The sequence below is a fragment of the Streptomyces daliensis genome (assembly GCF_054782395.1).
Genome location: NZ_BAAGSO010000001.1, coordinates 40,099 through 53,091, shown reverse-complemented (window position 1 = coordinate 53,091; position 12,993 = coordinate 40,099). Strand labels below are relative to the sequence as shown.

The window sequence follows — 12,993 nt, the reverse complement described above, 5'->3', positions numbered from 1 at the left end:
CCTGCGCATACCGCATGCTTCCGGCCTACCGCAGGGATCACCGCACGTCACCATCCGACACCAACCCGAAAACCTCAGTAAGTCATCAGCCCACCCGCGCTCTGGCAACTGCCGATCAGGGGTCACCGGCAAGTGAAAGGGAATCCTGACGTCCGCCTGCCGCGCTTGCGCGCCTGCCCTGGCAGTCTCCTCCGCAGGTATCCATACGCCCCACCACCACGTGATCCTGGGAAACCTGAAACTGTTGTTGTAACCCGGGAAACGATCACTCCGGCGCTGGGAAGCGATCTTCGAGTAGAAGGGATCGCACCTGCGCAACGGCACCCGTGAACACCCCACAGCACAGTTGTTCTTGAGTGAGCTTGAGAACGATTGACGAGATCCCGGTGATCATCACGATCACCGGGATCTTCGTCGTTTCCGGGGTTCGTTCGAACCTGCTCGGGGCGGAAGGTGGCGACGGTCCTCGTGGTCGGCCGTGGATCCCTTCGTTGCTGCTCCACCGAACCGCTGCTGCGGGGGGCGATGAGCGCGAAACTCCCCACAAGCCCGGTCACCGTAGCGTCGAGAGATCGGAGTCAGGACTCGCCTCGGGAGACGCTTCTGACCGCCTTGCGCAGCCGATTCGCCATGTCCACGCTTTGATGAGGAGTGGGGACAAGTACCCCGTTCTCGGTCATCAGGGCGTGAAACTGCTGGCGCTCGTAGGGGACCCCAGGAGGCAGCCCGGCGATGTGCCAATGCGGATGAGCGTTGCCCTGCTGGCTTCCCAGCGAGAGCAGGTAGATGCGCTCAGGGGCGAAAACCGCCTCCACCGCCAACGACACCTTGCGCACCACGAGCATCAGCCGGGTGAACGCGGTCTCGTCCAAGTCCCTGACTGCGTGCTCGATGTGCTCCTTCGGGGCCACCAGCACCTTGCCCGGCACAGTGGGCCAGCGGTCCAAGAATGCGACATGGGCATCGTCCTCGTAGACCGCCTCGTGACGATAGTCGGGATCCCCGGCCACGTACGCGCAGACGAAGCATGGCCCGTTCTGCGCCCGGGCTGTGTAGGTGCTGAGGTCCATCGCTTGCCGTTCCACCCGCTCACCCCTCCTCAAGCACGTCGGCGAGACTGGTCGGACCCGCCGTCATGACGGCTCCCCGGCCTTCGGGAGGCGAGCGCTGATCGCCGCGTCGAGCTCGGCCATAGCCTGCAAAGCCGAGCATGAACTCCTCCCGCGTCCATACCCGGCCACGCTCGTGCCGGTTCATTTCGTCGTAGAGATCATGGATACGTACCGCCTGCTGGCGCAGTTCCTCAAGGTTCATCTCAAGCCCCTCCCGATCCGGACCGGACGCATACGATCCCAACCCGGCGCTGGACCGGGTGCCCCAGTCATCGTGGAGAACGATCACTCGGTGCCTGGGGAAGGATCTTGAACACAGGTCGTCGAAGCGGGTCAGAGCCACTCGTGAACAGACCACAGCACGTCAGAGCCCCTGTCGCAGAGCTCCGGCAGGGGCTCTTTCTGTTTCCGTGTGGCCGTGAGGGGCGGGGCGCGTATGGGGCCGGCGGTGAGGCGGCAGCGGGGCCTTTGGCTTTGGGGCCAGTGTGTGTCAGACCCGGCACGTAGGGTGAAACCAGCGAATCGAACGGACTCACGCACCACCTGCGCGACCGCGATGAGGGACATCACCGGGAGGGAATCGTGGCCAGGGAACGGGACTTCGGGCCTGTCCAGCTTGCTGACTGGCTGGGGCTTGAGCCCAGGACGGTACGTCGGGCCCAGGCGCGAGGGCTCATACCGCCACCGGACATTGACGACGAGCGGTGGTCGCTTGGGCTGGCGAAGACGATCCCGGACCGGCTCGCAGAGATCACCGCGGCGTTTGGCGACGGGGACGCCGCGTCGCGGAGCACGGGGTCGGCCCCGAAGGAGCCGCGCCGGGCCGGTGCCGCGAAGGGGCGCAGCTTCGGGCCCTACCAACTGGCCGGAAGGCTGGGGCTGGAGAACTGGCAGATCGGGCGTGGCCAGCAGAAGGGCGTGGTCCCGCCGCCGGACGTCGACGGCAAGCGTTGGTCGGAGGCGGTGGCCGACATGCTCGCGGGTCGCGTCGAGGAGATACGCGCCACGGTCGGCGACCACCCCGGGGTCGGCTCGGTCAAGGCAGCCGAGCATCTGGCGAGCCGTACCGGGCTGGAAGTCGATCGCGTCGACGTGCAAGCTCTGGCCGGGCGGGGCCTGTTGGAGCCCGTGGGGACCTTCAAGGAGCACCCCATGTACTCCCTGGACGACTTGGACGGCCTTCCCGCGGAAGAGGTCGGTGCCACGGTGAAGGAGCGTGAGGACTGGCTTGCCGCCAGCATGACGGGCAAGGAGGCCGCGGCGTATCTGGGCTGGCCCCTCGGCACGTTCGAGGTCACGGCGGAACGCGGCGGCGTACGGGCGGGCAGGCTCGGGCGGTACGCCAGGACGGACGTGGACGGCCTTCGCGACGGCGCGTAGGGCCGGCCCCCGGGAGGCGAGGGGCTTCCTGGCGGTCATGGGCGCGCCCCCGGGGCGAGAGCCGTTGGGCCCCCGCTCCGGGGGTTTTGGCGGTACGCGTCCGTAGGGCCGTCAATCGGTCCGGAAACTGGTGAGCGCCAGGTTGTGGCCGGAGTGGGTGCCGTGATTCCGCGGAGTCAGATGTGGTCGGACTTCTTCGGGCGGAGAGCTGCCGGGGCAGTGGGCGCGCAGGGCGGGTAGTTCTCCTCGCCTCGGCAATCCCGGTCGCTTCGCCGAAGTTGGCCGACCGCGTCGAGTCGATTACCGGGTATCGCGGCTCGGCGTTGAAATCGCCGAGGATCGCCATCCGTGGCCGTGGCCGGCCGTGTGTGACCTTGATGAGTTCGTTCACCTGCTGGGTCCGGCCGCGGCCACCAGTGCTTCTGCTTTCCATCAACCGCGCCCTGGGGCCTGTTCGCCGTTCGCCGCTCGTCACCTCGTGGCGCGGGCGGGGGCCCGGCGACGCAAGGCGTCGGCCTGCTGTACGGACACGTTCCCGGGGGCGGTGACGTGCGTACCGTCCGCCGTGAACTTTTTCGCGCCGCCCTGCATCGAACGCAGTGTCAGGGCCCGTGGGCGGGCCGGCCGGCCGTCGGCCCGGGGAGTCCGCGGGGTGGTGGCACGGGGGTGAGGGGATTTCTGGAGGGGCGGTCGGCAGGAGCTGACCGGTGGAATTGTTTTCTGCGGGCGTCACTTTTTGGTGGTGTCTCACAAAGACGTGCCCCGGTGCCTTTTCATTGAATTCGAAGGTGCCGGAAATGGTTATGCCATGAATGCGCTCGGGGCGTCATGGATGTGTAACAGAGGCCCTGGGGAGTGGAATTGGCCCGGGTGAGCGTGGTTATCTGGGTACAGAGCAAGGGAGCGGTTAACGCTCCTTTTCGCAGGTTCGGTTCGGCCGTACGGGAAATGCGTGACCGCGTATTTCCGTCGGGCCCGACGGGCCTGCCGCACTGAGTTCCGGTGTTCTCGCCGTCGAAGAGCGAGGGCATCGGCCGCCGCGACCCGCGGCGGAATGATGTGGGGTCAGCCCCCGGCCCCACGCATGTCAGGGCCCCTGCCGGAGGGATTCGGCAGGGGCTTTGGCGCGTTCAGGGGCCGTCCGGGAGGCGGCGGTGGCGGGGAGGGCGAGGGGGCGCTGGAGGACGATTTCGCCGTCTTCGTAGGCGCCGGTTTCCCGGAAGCCCGAGGTGGCGTAGAGGGCACGGGCCGCGTGGTTGGAGGGGACGACGCTGAGGCGCATCGTGGTGTAACCGTCGGCCCTGGCCGCCTCGATGAGGGCCGTGATGCCCGCGCGGCCGAGGCCTCGGTGCTGGAAGCGGCGGTCGATCATGAAGCGGATCAGGGCGATGGTCCGCGGCTGTGACGGGACGGGGGCCAGCAGCGCGAAGCCCGCGAGTTCCTCCTCGGCCAGCAGCGCCAGGGGGCGGGCCGTGGGATGGGCCCACGCGTCGGCGAGGGAGCGCACGTTCGGGGCGACGAAGTCGCGCTGCTCCTCCCTGACTTCCAGCTCGATGACGGCTTCGTAGTTGTCCGCCGTCACCGGCTCCCACCGCGCGTGTCGCATCCCCCAGACCCTAGTCGCGCTCCCTGGGGAGACTCACATCCTTTTCGACGCGTCCCACGTCCGTGTCAAGCGGTCCGGTTCCGGCAGGCGTGGTGCGCGATGTTTCTCCGCCATGGAGGCCCGGCCTGGGGAGCCGCACGGGGGCCGATGGCTCAGTCGTGGCCGTCGCCGGACAGGGCCGACTCCAGGTGCTCGCGGAAGGTGGCCGATGGGTAGCGGACGACGTCGGGGCCCAGCGCGCGGTCGACGGCGTCCGTCGAGTCCTCGGAGACCTCGGCGGCGAGCACCGTGCGACCGGGCGGCACGGCGTCGGCCAGGGTCTCCAGCGCCGCGTTCGTCTCGGTCGCCCTGCGTGCGTCGCGACCGCCGCCGATGAGGCCCCCGGCGCTGAAGCCGATCATGGCTCCGACCGGCCCGCCCAGCAGCCCGACGAGACCGCCCACCAGGCCGCCGACGGCGAAGCCTGTGGCGTGGGTGTGGTCGACGGTCTCGGGGATGTCGAGGGTGCCGTCCTCGGCCCGGGAGATGAGCGTGGCCTCGTGCAGCCTGATGTCACCGTCGGAGTGGGCCCGTCGCAGCGCGTCGAGTGTCCCGCGTGCTTCGTCGGCGCTGCGGTCGGTGAGGTCAAGGAACAGCATGTTCTCGTCCATGGGCCCACTATGCCCACGCGTCGTGGGCGGGGCGCGAGCGGCAGCACCGGGAGTGGGGCGAGAATGGTGTTATGTCTCAGTTTGCACCCCCTGGTGGTGGGCAGCGCCGCCCGGAGTCTCCGGGGTCCTCGGAGTCCCGGCAGCCGGGCCGTTCGCACGCGGATCCCCCGTACTCCCGTGATGCCCGTGACGCTCGCGAGATTCGTGAGACGGGCGGTGACGCTCTTGGCGGGCTCCCCGACTCGCCGCTCGTACGGATGGCGGCGGGCAAGAGCGCGCACGCGCTCGTCGTCGCCGGGATCGTCGCGTGTGTCCTCGGAGTGCTGGCGCTGGTGTGGCCAGAGGTCACGGTCGTGGTCGCGGGGGTCGTCTTCGGCGCGTATCTGGTGGTCAGCGGGGTCGTGCAGGTGGTCTCCGCCTTCGGTACGCGGCTGACGACGGCGACCCGTGTGATCGGGGTGGTCAGCGGCGCGGTCTCGGTGCTGGCGGGGCTCTTCTGCTTCCGTGGGGAGCTCCAGTCGGCGCTGCTGCTCGCGCTGTGGATCGGCGTGAGCTGGGTCCTGCGCGGCATCACACAGCTCGCGGGCGCGGCGGGGGACGCGCAGGCGCCCGCGCGGGCCTGGCAGATGTTCCTGGGCGCGGTGAGCGTGCTGGGAGGCGTCGTGCTGATCGTGGCCCCGTTCCCCTCGGTCACGGCCTTGACCGTGGTCACAGGGGCCTGGCTGCTCGCGCTGGGCATCGTCGAGCTGGTGACGGGTCTGCGGCTGTGGCTGCACCTGCGGCAGCGGCAGGCACAGGCCCAGCCGCAGCCACAGCCGCAGCGAGGCCAGGGGCGCCGGGGGCAGGAGCGGGGCTGAGGCGGGGTGAGCAGGGGTGCGAGCAGGGGCGGGGGAGGGGCGTCGCACTGGCGCCGTCGCCTCGGTGCGGGTGAGGGTAGCTCCATGAGCATCGCGTTCCTCTTCCCCGGTCACGGCTCCCAGCGCCGAGGCATGCTGCACCGCCTGCCGGACACCACCGCGTCCGCGACCGTCCTTGCCGAGGCCGACCTGGCCCTGCGGAACGCGGGCGTCGGCCCGGGTGCGGGGACAGCGACTGGCCCGGGTGCGGCTACGGGGAGGGGTTCGGGCGCGGGTGGAGGTTCCGGTTCCGGGGACGGTCCCGTACTGGACCTCTCCGGGGGCATTGCCGAGCTGGACACGGCCGAGGCGCTGGAGAAGTCGCCCGTCGCGCTCCACCTCGCGCTGTTGATCGCCGGTGTGGCGGGGGCGCGGGCCATGACGGAGGACGAGGGCGTGCCGCCCGGCCTCGTCGTCGGACACGGCGTCGGCGCGTTCGCGGCCGGGGTGACGTGCGGGGTGCTCACCTTCGAGGAGGCGCTCAGGGCCGTACGGCTGCGCGGCGAACTCCTCGAACGCGGTGAGGAGCCCGGTGGCATCCTCCCGATCCGGCTCGCCCAGCACCTGGCCACCGTCAGGCGCCGTCCGCAGACGGTGCCCTACCTGAGCGGCTTCTACGGGCGCGTGCTGCGCGAGGACGCCAACGCCGTCTTCGACGACATGGCGCGGTGTGCGGTGGGGCCGCCGCGCTGGGACGAGTCCGTCGCGGCGATGGCCGCCGAGGGCGTCGACTGCTGCGTCGAGATGCCGCCTGGGCGGGCCCTGAGCGAGCGGCTGGCCGGTGGGGCGCCCGGGATACGGGCGGTCTCCGTGGAGGAGTGGGGGATCGCGGAGGCGGGCGAGCTGGCGCGTGCCGTGGCCGGTATCGCGGACCCGTCAGGCGCGGGCGAGGGGATGACCGAGGAGGACTGGGGGCCCGACGGGCCCATTCCGGCCGGCTGGGGCGGTACGGGGGTGGCGGGCGGCGCGAGCCCGGACCGCCCGGTCGACGCACCCGGCGTCCCCGGTGTTCCGGGTGGCCCCGACGGCCCCGGTGCCACGGCCGGCCCTGGCGCCCCTCATCACACCGGTGCGCCGGACAACCCCCGGTAGCCCTCACGGCCCCGGTGCTCTGGCAACCCCGTCTCCCTGGGGAGCCCCGTTTCCCCGTGGGGCCCCGTTCTTCCGCGGATCCCTGTCCCCTGGGGAACCGCGGCCCTCGGGGAAACCCCGTCCCTCGGGGAAACCCCGTCCCTCCGGGGAGTCCTGGTGCCCTGGCAACCCGTTGCTGCGGGCACCTCCGCCTCTACGGGGAGCCCCCCCGGGCAGCCCCGTTCCCCCCGGGGAACCCGTCCCTCCAGGGGTCCTGGTGCTCGGGGAACCGCTCTCCCAGAGGCACCGCGCCTCCTGAGCGCCCCGGTGCAGCCCGTGCGTCCCGCGTCTCCGGGGAGTCCCGGTCAGAGCGGTTTGGCGTAGCAGCGGCTCTTGGCCTCGAAGCGGTAGTGCCCGAACTTCTTCGTCGGCTCGTAGCCGGAGGAGGTGTAGAGGGATATCGCCTCAGGCTGCTCCGTGCCGGTCTCCAGCACCATGCGCGTGCGTCCCGCCGCACGGGCGTCGTCCTCCAAGGCGGCGAGTATGCGGCGGGCGAGGCCCTGGCCGCGGACCTCGCGGACGACGAACATGCGCTTTATCTCGGCGTCGCCGTCCGAGTACCCCTCGTCGTTGAGGTCCTGCGCGCGCCAGCCGCCGGTCGCGACGGGGCGGCCCTCTTCGTCGTAGGCCACGAGATAAACCCCTCGCGGCGGGTCGAACATCTCCGGCTCAAGGGGTGTGACATCGCCCTCATCGCCGTAGCGCTCCGCGTACTCCAGTTGCACGGCATCGTTGAGTTTGCGCGCGTCAGGGTGGTCGAAGCGCACGGGAAGGATCTGCATGCCCGCATCGTAAGGTTGCAGAAATGCTCAAGGTGATGACGGCGAACGTGACGTCCGCGACTTCCCGCGCGGCTGCGAGGAGCGTGTCTTGCTCAAGGTGACAACGGTCAACGTGAACGGCCTGCGGGCCGCTGCCCGCAAGGGCTATGTCGAGTGGCTGGCGGACACGGAGGCCGATGTGATCTGCCTCCAGGAGGTGCGGGCCGAGGGCCATCAGCTCGCAGACGAGGTACGCGAGCCCGAGGGCTGGCACACCGTCTACGCCCCCTCCTCCGCCAAGGGCCGCGCGGGCGTCGCGCTGCTGACGCGGCGCGCGCCGGAGCGGGTACGGGTGGGCTTCGGCACGGCGGAGTTCGAGGAATCGGGCCGCTACGTAGAGGCCGACCTCCCCGGGCTGACCGTCGCCAGCCTCTACCTGCCCTCGGGCGAGGTGGGCACCGAGCGGCAGGACGAGAAGGAGCGCTTCATGGCGGCCTTCCTCCCGTACCTCAAGGACCTGCGTGAGCGCTCGGCCGCCGAGGGGCGCGAGGTGCTGGTCTGCGGAGACTGGAACATCGCCCACCAGGAGGCCGACCTCAAGAACTGGCGCGCCAACCGCAAGTCCTCCGGCTTCCTCCCCGAGGAGCGGGACTGGCTGTCGCGGGTCTTCGACGCCTCGGACGGCGGCTACGCGGACGTCGTCCGCGCGCTCCACCCGGACGTCGAGGGGCCCTACTCGTGGTGGTCCTACCGCGGCCGGGCCTTCGACAACGACACGGGCTGGCGCATCGACTACGCGGTGGCGACGCCCGGCCTGGCCGCGCGCGCCGTCAAGGCGGTCGTCGAGCGGGCGCCCAGCCACGATCTGCGCTGGAGCGACCACGCGCCGGTGACCGTGGACTTCACCGACCGGTAGGCAGGACGACGGGGCGGGCCCGTGCTCCCGTGATCCCGTGATTCCGTAGCCCCCGGGGTGCGCGGCGCGCGGTCTTGCCGGGGCACCCGGTCGTCGGCACTGTGGAGCGCGCGTGGGGCGACGGTGCTCCACGCGCCGGGCGGGTACGCGGTACACGGGCACGCGGGTGTACGCGGGTACGGGGCCCGGCGTGGGCCGCGCACGGGTGGAGGTCGCGTCATGGGTGCAGCCGAAGGAAGCTCTGCCGTCGTACTGCCGCACACGCTGACGGGGGAGGGACCGCACCGTGTGATCGCCGTGCACGGGTGGTTCGCCGACCGCAGCGCCTACGCGGGGATGCTGCCCTCGCTGGACGGGCAGCGTTTCCGCTACGCCTTCCCCGACCTGCGCGGCTACGGGGAGGCGCGCGACGTGCCCGGCGCGCACACCACGGCCGAGGCCGCCGGTGACGTGCTCGCCCTCGCCGACCGGCTCGGCTGGGAGCGGTTCTCGCTCGTCGGCCACTCGATGGGCGCCGCGGTCGCGCAGCGCGTGCTGGTGGCCGCGCCGGAGCGCGTGCGGCGGCTGGTCGGGGTGACCCCGGTGCCGGCGGGCGGGGTGCCCATGGAGGGCGAGCAGTGGGAACTGTTCGCCGGGGCGGCCGAGCGGCCCGAGAACCGGCGCGCCATCATCGACTTCACCACGGGCGGGCGGCATCCGGACACGTGGCTGGACAACATGGTCCGCGTCTCCCTCGAACGCAGCGATCCCACGGCGTTCCGGGCGTGGCTGGACTCCTGGGCGCTGGAGGACTTCCACGAGGACGTGGAGGGCGCCTCCCTGCCGGTGCGCCTGGTGGTGGGCGGGCACGATCCGGCGCTCTCGGCCGAGGTGATGCGGGCGACGTGGCTGCGCTGGTACCGCGCGGCCGAACTGGTCGAGCTGCCCTCCGCTGGGCACTACCCCGTGGACGAGACCCCGCTCGAACTCGTCCGCGCGATCGAGGACTTCCTCCGGGCCGACGATGAGACGGACGGGGCCGATGTGGAGGGCGGGGGAAGGGCGTCGCGGTGAACGAGGCTGCTTCCGCGAGCCCCGGGGACGCCGGGGCGACTGAAGGGACCGGGGCCTTGTCAGGGCGTCCCGCTCCGGCCGCCAGGACGGCGCCTGCCGCCGCGTCTGCCGGGTCTGCCGCGTCCGTTGTGCCAGCCGCGCCTGCGGCGCCTCACGGGGCCGTTGAGCCCGTCGAGGAGCCCGCCGAGCCCGACGGGTCCGACGGCCCGGGCGACCTCGCCTCGTGCGACGTCTTCGACCCGCGCCGCTACGCCTCCGGCATCCCCCACCGCACCTTCCGCGCCCTGCGCGACGGGCTGCCGGTGGCCTGGCAGAAGGAGTACGAGGTGCTCGGCTGGCCAGAGGGGCCCGGTTTCTGGGCCGTGACGCGGCACGCCGACACCGTGCGCGTGCTGCGCTCGGCCGACGTGTACTCCTCGTCGCTCGGTGCCACGCAGATCCGCGACCCGGACCCGGAGGACCTGCCGTTCATCCGGCGGATGATGCTCAACCAGGACCCGCCCCAGCACGGGCGGCTGCGCACCCTGGTGAGCCGCGCCTTCACACCGAGGCGCGTGGAACGGTTCGAGGCCGACGTACGGACGAGGGCACGCTCGCTCCTGACGGCCGCGCTCGCGCGAGGGGACACGTCACAGGGTGGCCCTGAGGATGCCGGATCCGGCACCTCCGGTTCCCCTGGCTCCCGCGACTCCCTTGACGTCCGCGACGCCCACGGCTCCGGCTGGGAGTGCGATCTCGTCGACGCCGTGACGGACGACTTCGCACTGCTCAACCTCGCCGACCTGCTGGGCGTCCCGCCGGGCGACCGGGGCCTCCTCCTGGAGTGGACCGAACGCGTCATCGGCTACCAGGACCCCGAGCAGGCGGTGGCGGTGCTCGGTCCCGACGGTAGGCCGGCCAACCCCCGCTCGCCCGCGATGCTGCGGGAGATGTTCGCGTACGCGCGGGAGCTGGCCGCGTACAAGCGCGCGCATCCGGCCGACGACGTGATGACCTCCCTGGCGCACGAACTCACCGGACCCGAGCTGGAGATGTTCTTCTTCCTGCTGACGGTCGCAGGGAACGACACGGTCCGCAGCGCGGCGCCCGGCGCCTTCCTCGCGCTGGCCGAGCACCCTGGTGAGCAGCGTCGGCTGCGCGAACACGGCCCGCGCGAGGCCGGGTTCGTGGCGCGGGCCGTCGAAGAGCTGCTGCGCTGGCATCCGCCGGTGCTGAGCTTCCGGCGCACGGCCACGAGGGACGGTGAGCTGGGTGGGCAGCGGATACGGGCCGGTGACAAGGTCGTCGTCTTCCACGCCTCGGCCAACTTCGACGAGCGCGTCTTCGACGACCCGGGCAGCCTCGACCTGACGCGCGACCCGAACCCCCATCTCTCCTTCGGCGAAGGTCCGCACGTCTGCCTGGGCTCCCATTTCGCACGCCTTCAACTGAGGGTGCTGCACGAGGAGGCGCTGCGTGTACTGCCTCCTTACACGCTGGCCGCGCCTCCTCGTCGGCTCGTCTCGAACTTCATCAACGGGGTGAAGTCCCTGCCGCTGCGTGCCCTTGGCGAGTCCGAGATGCCGTCCTAGCCGCCCTGCCGCCCCCGCGTTTCGCGGGAGTCGCCTCGCCGCGAGGTCACCTGCTGTGCGTGCGTGCAGCAGCCTGTGCGGGAACCGGCGTCCAGGCTTGCTGAGGAGTGCTGGGCCGGGAGGAACTGCCCCCAGGCACCGACTGTGGCCTGGACTCGGGGGTGGGCGGCGCATACCGGGACGCGATCGAGCTGCGCGCTTCGGACGCGACCGGGCTTGGCGCCCTTGACGGGATCGGGGTGGACTGCGCCGATACGAAGGGGGTGGAGGCCGTCGACACGGTGGGGCTGGGTGCTTCGGGCGCGACCGGGCTGGGTGCCCTTGACGGGATGGGGGTGGATTGCGCCGATACGAACGGGGTGGAGGCCGCCGACGTGGCGGGGCTCGGCACCACGGACGTCACCGGGTTGGGTGCTGACGGGGCGACCGAGTTGGACGCTGCCGCGACCGGAGGGGTCGGGAGGTAAGCGGCTGCCCGGACCGGGGGCTCGGGGGCGGGGGCGGAATTCTGTACAGCGGAATTCTGTACAGGGGCCAGCTCGACACCAGGCTGTTGCTGAGCTGCTTCGGGCGCGGGCTTCTGCACGTATTTCTCGTACAGGGGGTAGGCGAGCCGCGCGGCTTCCGCAGCCGCCACTACTCCCGCCCCAACGGCTTGGACCGTGTCGCTTTTCAGCGCGGCTCCGACAGCCCACGCGCCTGCGCCGATTCCATGCGCCACGAGAGCCTTGTCCTTCGTGGCGTCGACAAAGAACCCAGCCGAAGCACTTCCGAATGCGAGCGTGCGAGCCACAGGATGCTCCGTGTAACCTGCGCCCGTGAATGCGGCCATCTCGGCAGCATCGATCAGCTCTCTACCCCATCCTTCCTTGCCCTGGTGGTAGCGAAGCGCCGCAGAGGTGATATTCGCGGTGAAATTGATGGCCGGGCCCACGGTCTGCGCGATCCGGCTGCCGGTCCCGATCCCGGCCGACCACACAGCGGTACCGAGTGTATTGACCACGCTTGCCGCGGCTGACTCGGGATCCTTGGGCCAGTTTTCCGCCGCTTTTTCCGCGCTGTGGGCGGAGAGCAGGCCGAAGCCGATCGCTTTCCAAATGCGTTTGTCCCGCGCATAGCCGTAGGACACCGAGGTCATGGTGCCGGTCAGGGTGATCTTCTTGGGCACGTCCCAGCGGCTGCTCTTGTCCGCGCTCGCATCGGGTTGTGCCTCGTCACTAGTGACGGGCGCCGCAGACCCCCTCTCCAGATCGATCCCATTTCTTTCCTGGGCCTGAGTTTCCCCATGCGATCGATTGATCGAGTCAGCCATGTGAGCGCCTTCCGCTTTGATCCTGGAAAGCGTGGGGATAGCACTTGCCGCGCTGCAAGTGGTCTGCGCACCCATGGGTTCCGTACGGATCAAGTGAGTCCTGTATGTGAACGCTGCCCGAAAGCTTCAATGGGCTGTCATCCGTTGTGGTGCCGCGCTGGTGACCAGCGAGCCGGACTCGGCCTGGGCTGCGCGATTCGTATGTCTCGGCCTCCCAGGAAAGCCCCGGCAGGAGATCTCCCGCCACTCCACGACAGATTTACTCCACTAAGAGTTCAACTGCCACTGCCCTTCTGTCAACGATGCCGGTTCCCTGGAAGCTCGACGCGGCCTGCGGCGGAAGGGGATTGAACCGGGCCGAAACTGACTGGATTGGCTGAGGCGCGGGCACCGGGGTTTGGGCGTTTCCCCTTTCCGCCTCGTCTGCCTCGTCCGCTTCGGCGAGGCGTCCGCGCGCGAGGAGCGGGCGCCCGGCAGGGAGCCCGGCTCGACCGTTTCGGTCATCGGGCGCCTGCTGAAGACGGTCAGTCGGGCATGGCGATGAGGCGTGCAGGCCCCCGCGTGTGGCGAAGATTTGACATGTTCGTCACATGCGACGGCCCTCG

At 70.6% G+C, this 12,993-nt stretch carries 12 protein-coding genes; 6 read left to right on the top strand and 6 right to left on the bottom strand.

The window, feature by feature from the left end; genetic code table 11:
* Nucleotides 1-578: 578 nt before the first annotated feature.
* Together ACYVOO_RS00215 and ACYVOO_RS00210 are read right to left on the bottom strand one after the other, a co-directional pair.
* Nucleotides 579-1,070, bottom strand: coding sequence for an HIT family protein (locus ACYVOO_RS00215; RefSeq protein ID WP_461013615.1), 492 nt, complete (start codon nucleotides 1,068-1,070; stop codon nucleotides 579-581).
* 19 nt (nucleotides 1,071-1,089) lie between these two features.
* Nucleotides 1,090-1,314, bottom strand: a complete 225-nt coding sequence (locus ACYVOO_RS00210; protein WP_461013614.1) for a nucleoside triphosphate pyrophosphohydrolase family protein — start codon at nucleotides 1,312-1,314, stop codon at nucleotides 1,090-1,092.
* A 380-nt stretch (nucleotides 1,315-1,694) separates the two neighbouring features.
* Between ACYVOO_RS00210 and ACYVOO_RS00205 the strand changes: the two genes are divergently transcribed.
* Nucleotides 1,695-2,492, top strand: coding sequence for a hypothetical protein (locus ACYVOO_RS00205; protein WP_461013613.1), 798 nt, complete (start codon nucleotides 1,695-1,697; stop codon nucleotides 2,490-2,492).
* Nucleotides 2,493-3,579: 1,087 nt separating this feature from the next.
* Here the strand turns inward: ACYVOO_RS00205 and ACYVOO_RS00200 are convergent.
* Both ACYVOO_RS00200 and ACYVOO_RS00195 read right to left on the bottom strand, forming a co-directional pair.
* Nucleotides 3,580-4,098: a GNAT family N-acetyltransferase gene (locus tag ACYVOO_RS00200; protein WP_461013612.1), complete on the bottom strand. Its 519-nt coding sequence runs from the start codon at nucleotides 4,096-4,098 to the stop codon at nucleotides 3,580-3,582.
* 152 nt (nucleotides 4,099-4,250) lie between these two features.
* Entirely contained in the window at nucleotides 4,251-4,748 is a 498-nt protein-coding gene (locus tag ACYVOO_RS00195) for a DUF1269 domain-containing protein (RefSeq protein ID WP_461013611.1), read from the bottom strand.
* A 71-nt stretch (nucleotides 4,749-4,819) separates the two neighbouring features.
* On the opposite strand from ACYVOO_RS00195, the gene ACYVOO_RS00190 reads away from it, so the two are divergent.
* Both ACYVOO_RS00190 and ACYVOO_RS00185 read left to right on the top strand, forming a co-directional pair.
* Nucleotides 4,820-5,605: an HdeD family acid-resistance protein gene (locus ACYVOO_RS00190; protein WP_461013610.1), complete on the top strand. Its 786-nt coding sequence runs from the start codon at nucleotides 4,820-4,822 to the stop codon at nucleotides 5,603-5,605.
* Between the two features lie 84 nt (nucleotides 5,606-5,689).
* A complete protein-coding gene (locus ACYVOO_RS00185) occupies nucleotides 5,690-6,736 on the top strand; it encodes an ACP S-malonyltransferase (RefSeq protein ID WP_461013609.1) in 1,047 nt (348 codons plus the stop codon).
* A gap of 344 nt (nucleotides 6,737-7,080) precedes the next feature.
* Here ACYVOO_RS00185 and ACYVOO_RS00180 read toward each other — a convergent pair whose 3' ends face one another.
* Nucleotides 7,081-7,557, bottom strand: a complete 477-nt coding sequence (locus ACYVOO_RS00180; protein WP_461013608.1) for a GNAT family N-acetyltransferase — start codon at nucleotides 7,555-7,557, stop codon at nucleotides 7,081-7,083.
* An 88-nt stretch (nucleotides 7,558-7,645) separates the two neighbouring features.
* Here ACYVOO_RS00180 and ACYVOO_RS00175 point away from each other — a divergent pair, with 88 nt between their 5' ends.
* The 3 genes from ACYVOO_RS00175 to ACYVOO_RS00165 all read left to right on the top strand — a co-directional run bounded on the left by ACYVOO_RS00175 (nucleotide 7,646) and on the right by ACYVOO_RS00165 (nucleotide 11,076).
* Entirely contained in the window at nucleotides 7,646-8,452 is an 807-nt protein-coding gene (locus tag ACYVOO_RS00175; protein WP_461013607.1) for an exodeoxyribonuclease III, read from the top strand.
* Nucleotides 8,453-8,671: 219 nt separating this feature from the next.
* Complete coding sequence (locus ACYVOO_RS00170; RefSeq protein ID WP_461013606.1) at nucleotides 8,672-9,505, top strand: alpha/beta fold hydrolase; 834 nt, start codon at nucleotides 8,672-8,674, stop codon at nucleotides 9,503-9,505.
* A 260-nt stretch (nucleotides 9,506-9,765) separates the two neighbouring features.
* A complete protein-coding gene (locus ACYVOO_RS00165; protein ID WP_461013620.1) occupies nucleotides 9,766-11,076 on the top strand; it encodes a cytochrome P450 in 1,311 nt (436 codons plus the stop codon).
* A 46-nt stretch (nucleotides 11,077-11,122) separates the two neighbouring features.
* Here the strand turns inward: ACYVOO_RS00165 and ACYVOO_RS00160 are convergent, their stop codons facing one another.
* Nucleotides 11,123-12,388: a hypothetical protein gene (locus ACYVOO_RS00160; protein WP_461013605.1), complete on the bottom strand. Its 1,266-nt coding sequence runs from the start codon at nucleotides 12,386-12,388 to the stop codon at nucleotides 11,123-11,125.
* Between the last annotated feature and the right edge of the window lie 605 nt (nucleotides 12,389-12,993).

Excerpts from the sequence above, each read along its gene's own strand:
- ACYVOO_RS00215 (WP_461013615.1), bottom strand. The coding sequence starts at position 1,070 with ATGGACCTCAGCACCTACACAGCCCGGGCGCAGAACGGGCCATGCTTC.
- ACYVOO_RS00170 (WP_461013606.1), top strand. The coding sequence starts at position 8,672 with ATGGGTGCAGCCGAAGGAAGCTCTGCCGTCGTACTGCCGCACACGCTG.
- ACYVOO_RS00180 (WP_461013608.1), bottom strand. The coding sequence starts at position 7,557 with ATGCAGATCCTTCCCGTGCGCTTCGACCACCCTGACGCGCGCAAACTC.
- ACYVOO_RS00200 (WP_461013612.1), bottom strand. The coding sequence starts at position 4,098 with ATGCGACACGCGCGGTGGGAGCCGGTGACGGCGGACAACTACGAAGCC.
- ACYVOO_RS00210 (WP_461013614.1), bottom strand. The coding sequence starts at position 1,314 with ATGAACCTTGAGGAACTGCGCCAGCAGGCGGTACGTATCCATGATCTC.
- ACYVOO_RS00190 (WP_461013610.1), top strand. The coding sequence starts at position 4,820 with ATGTCTCAGTTTGCACCCCCTGGTGGTGGGCAGCGCCGCCCGGAGTCT.
- ACYVOO_RS00160 (WP_461013605.1), bottom strand. The coding sequence starts at position 12,388 with ATGGCTGACTCGATCAATCGATCGCATGGGGAAACTCAGGCCCAGGAA.
- ACYVOO_RS00185 (WP_461013609.1), top strand. The coding sequence starts at position 5,690 with ATGAGCATCGCGTTCCTCTTCCCCGGTCACGGCTCCCAGCGCCGAGGC.
- ACYVOO_RS00195 (WP_461013611.1), bottom strand. The coding sequence starts at position 4,748 with ATGGACGAGAACATGCTGTTCCTTGACCTCACCGACCGCAGCGCCGAC.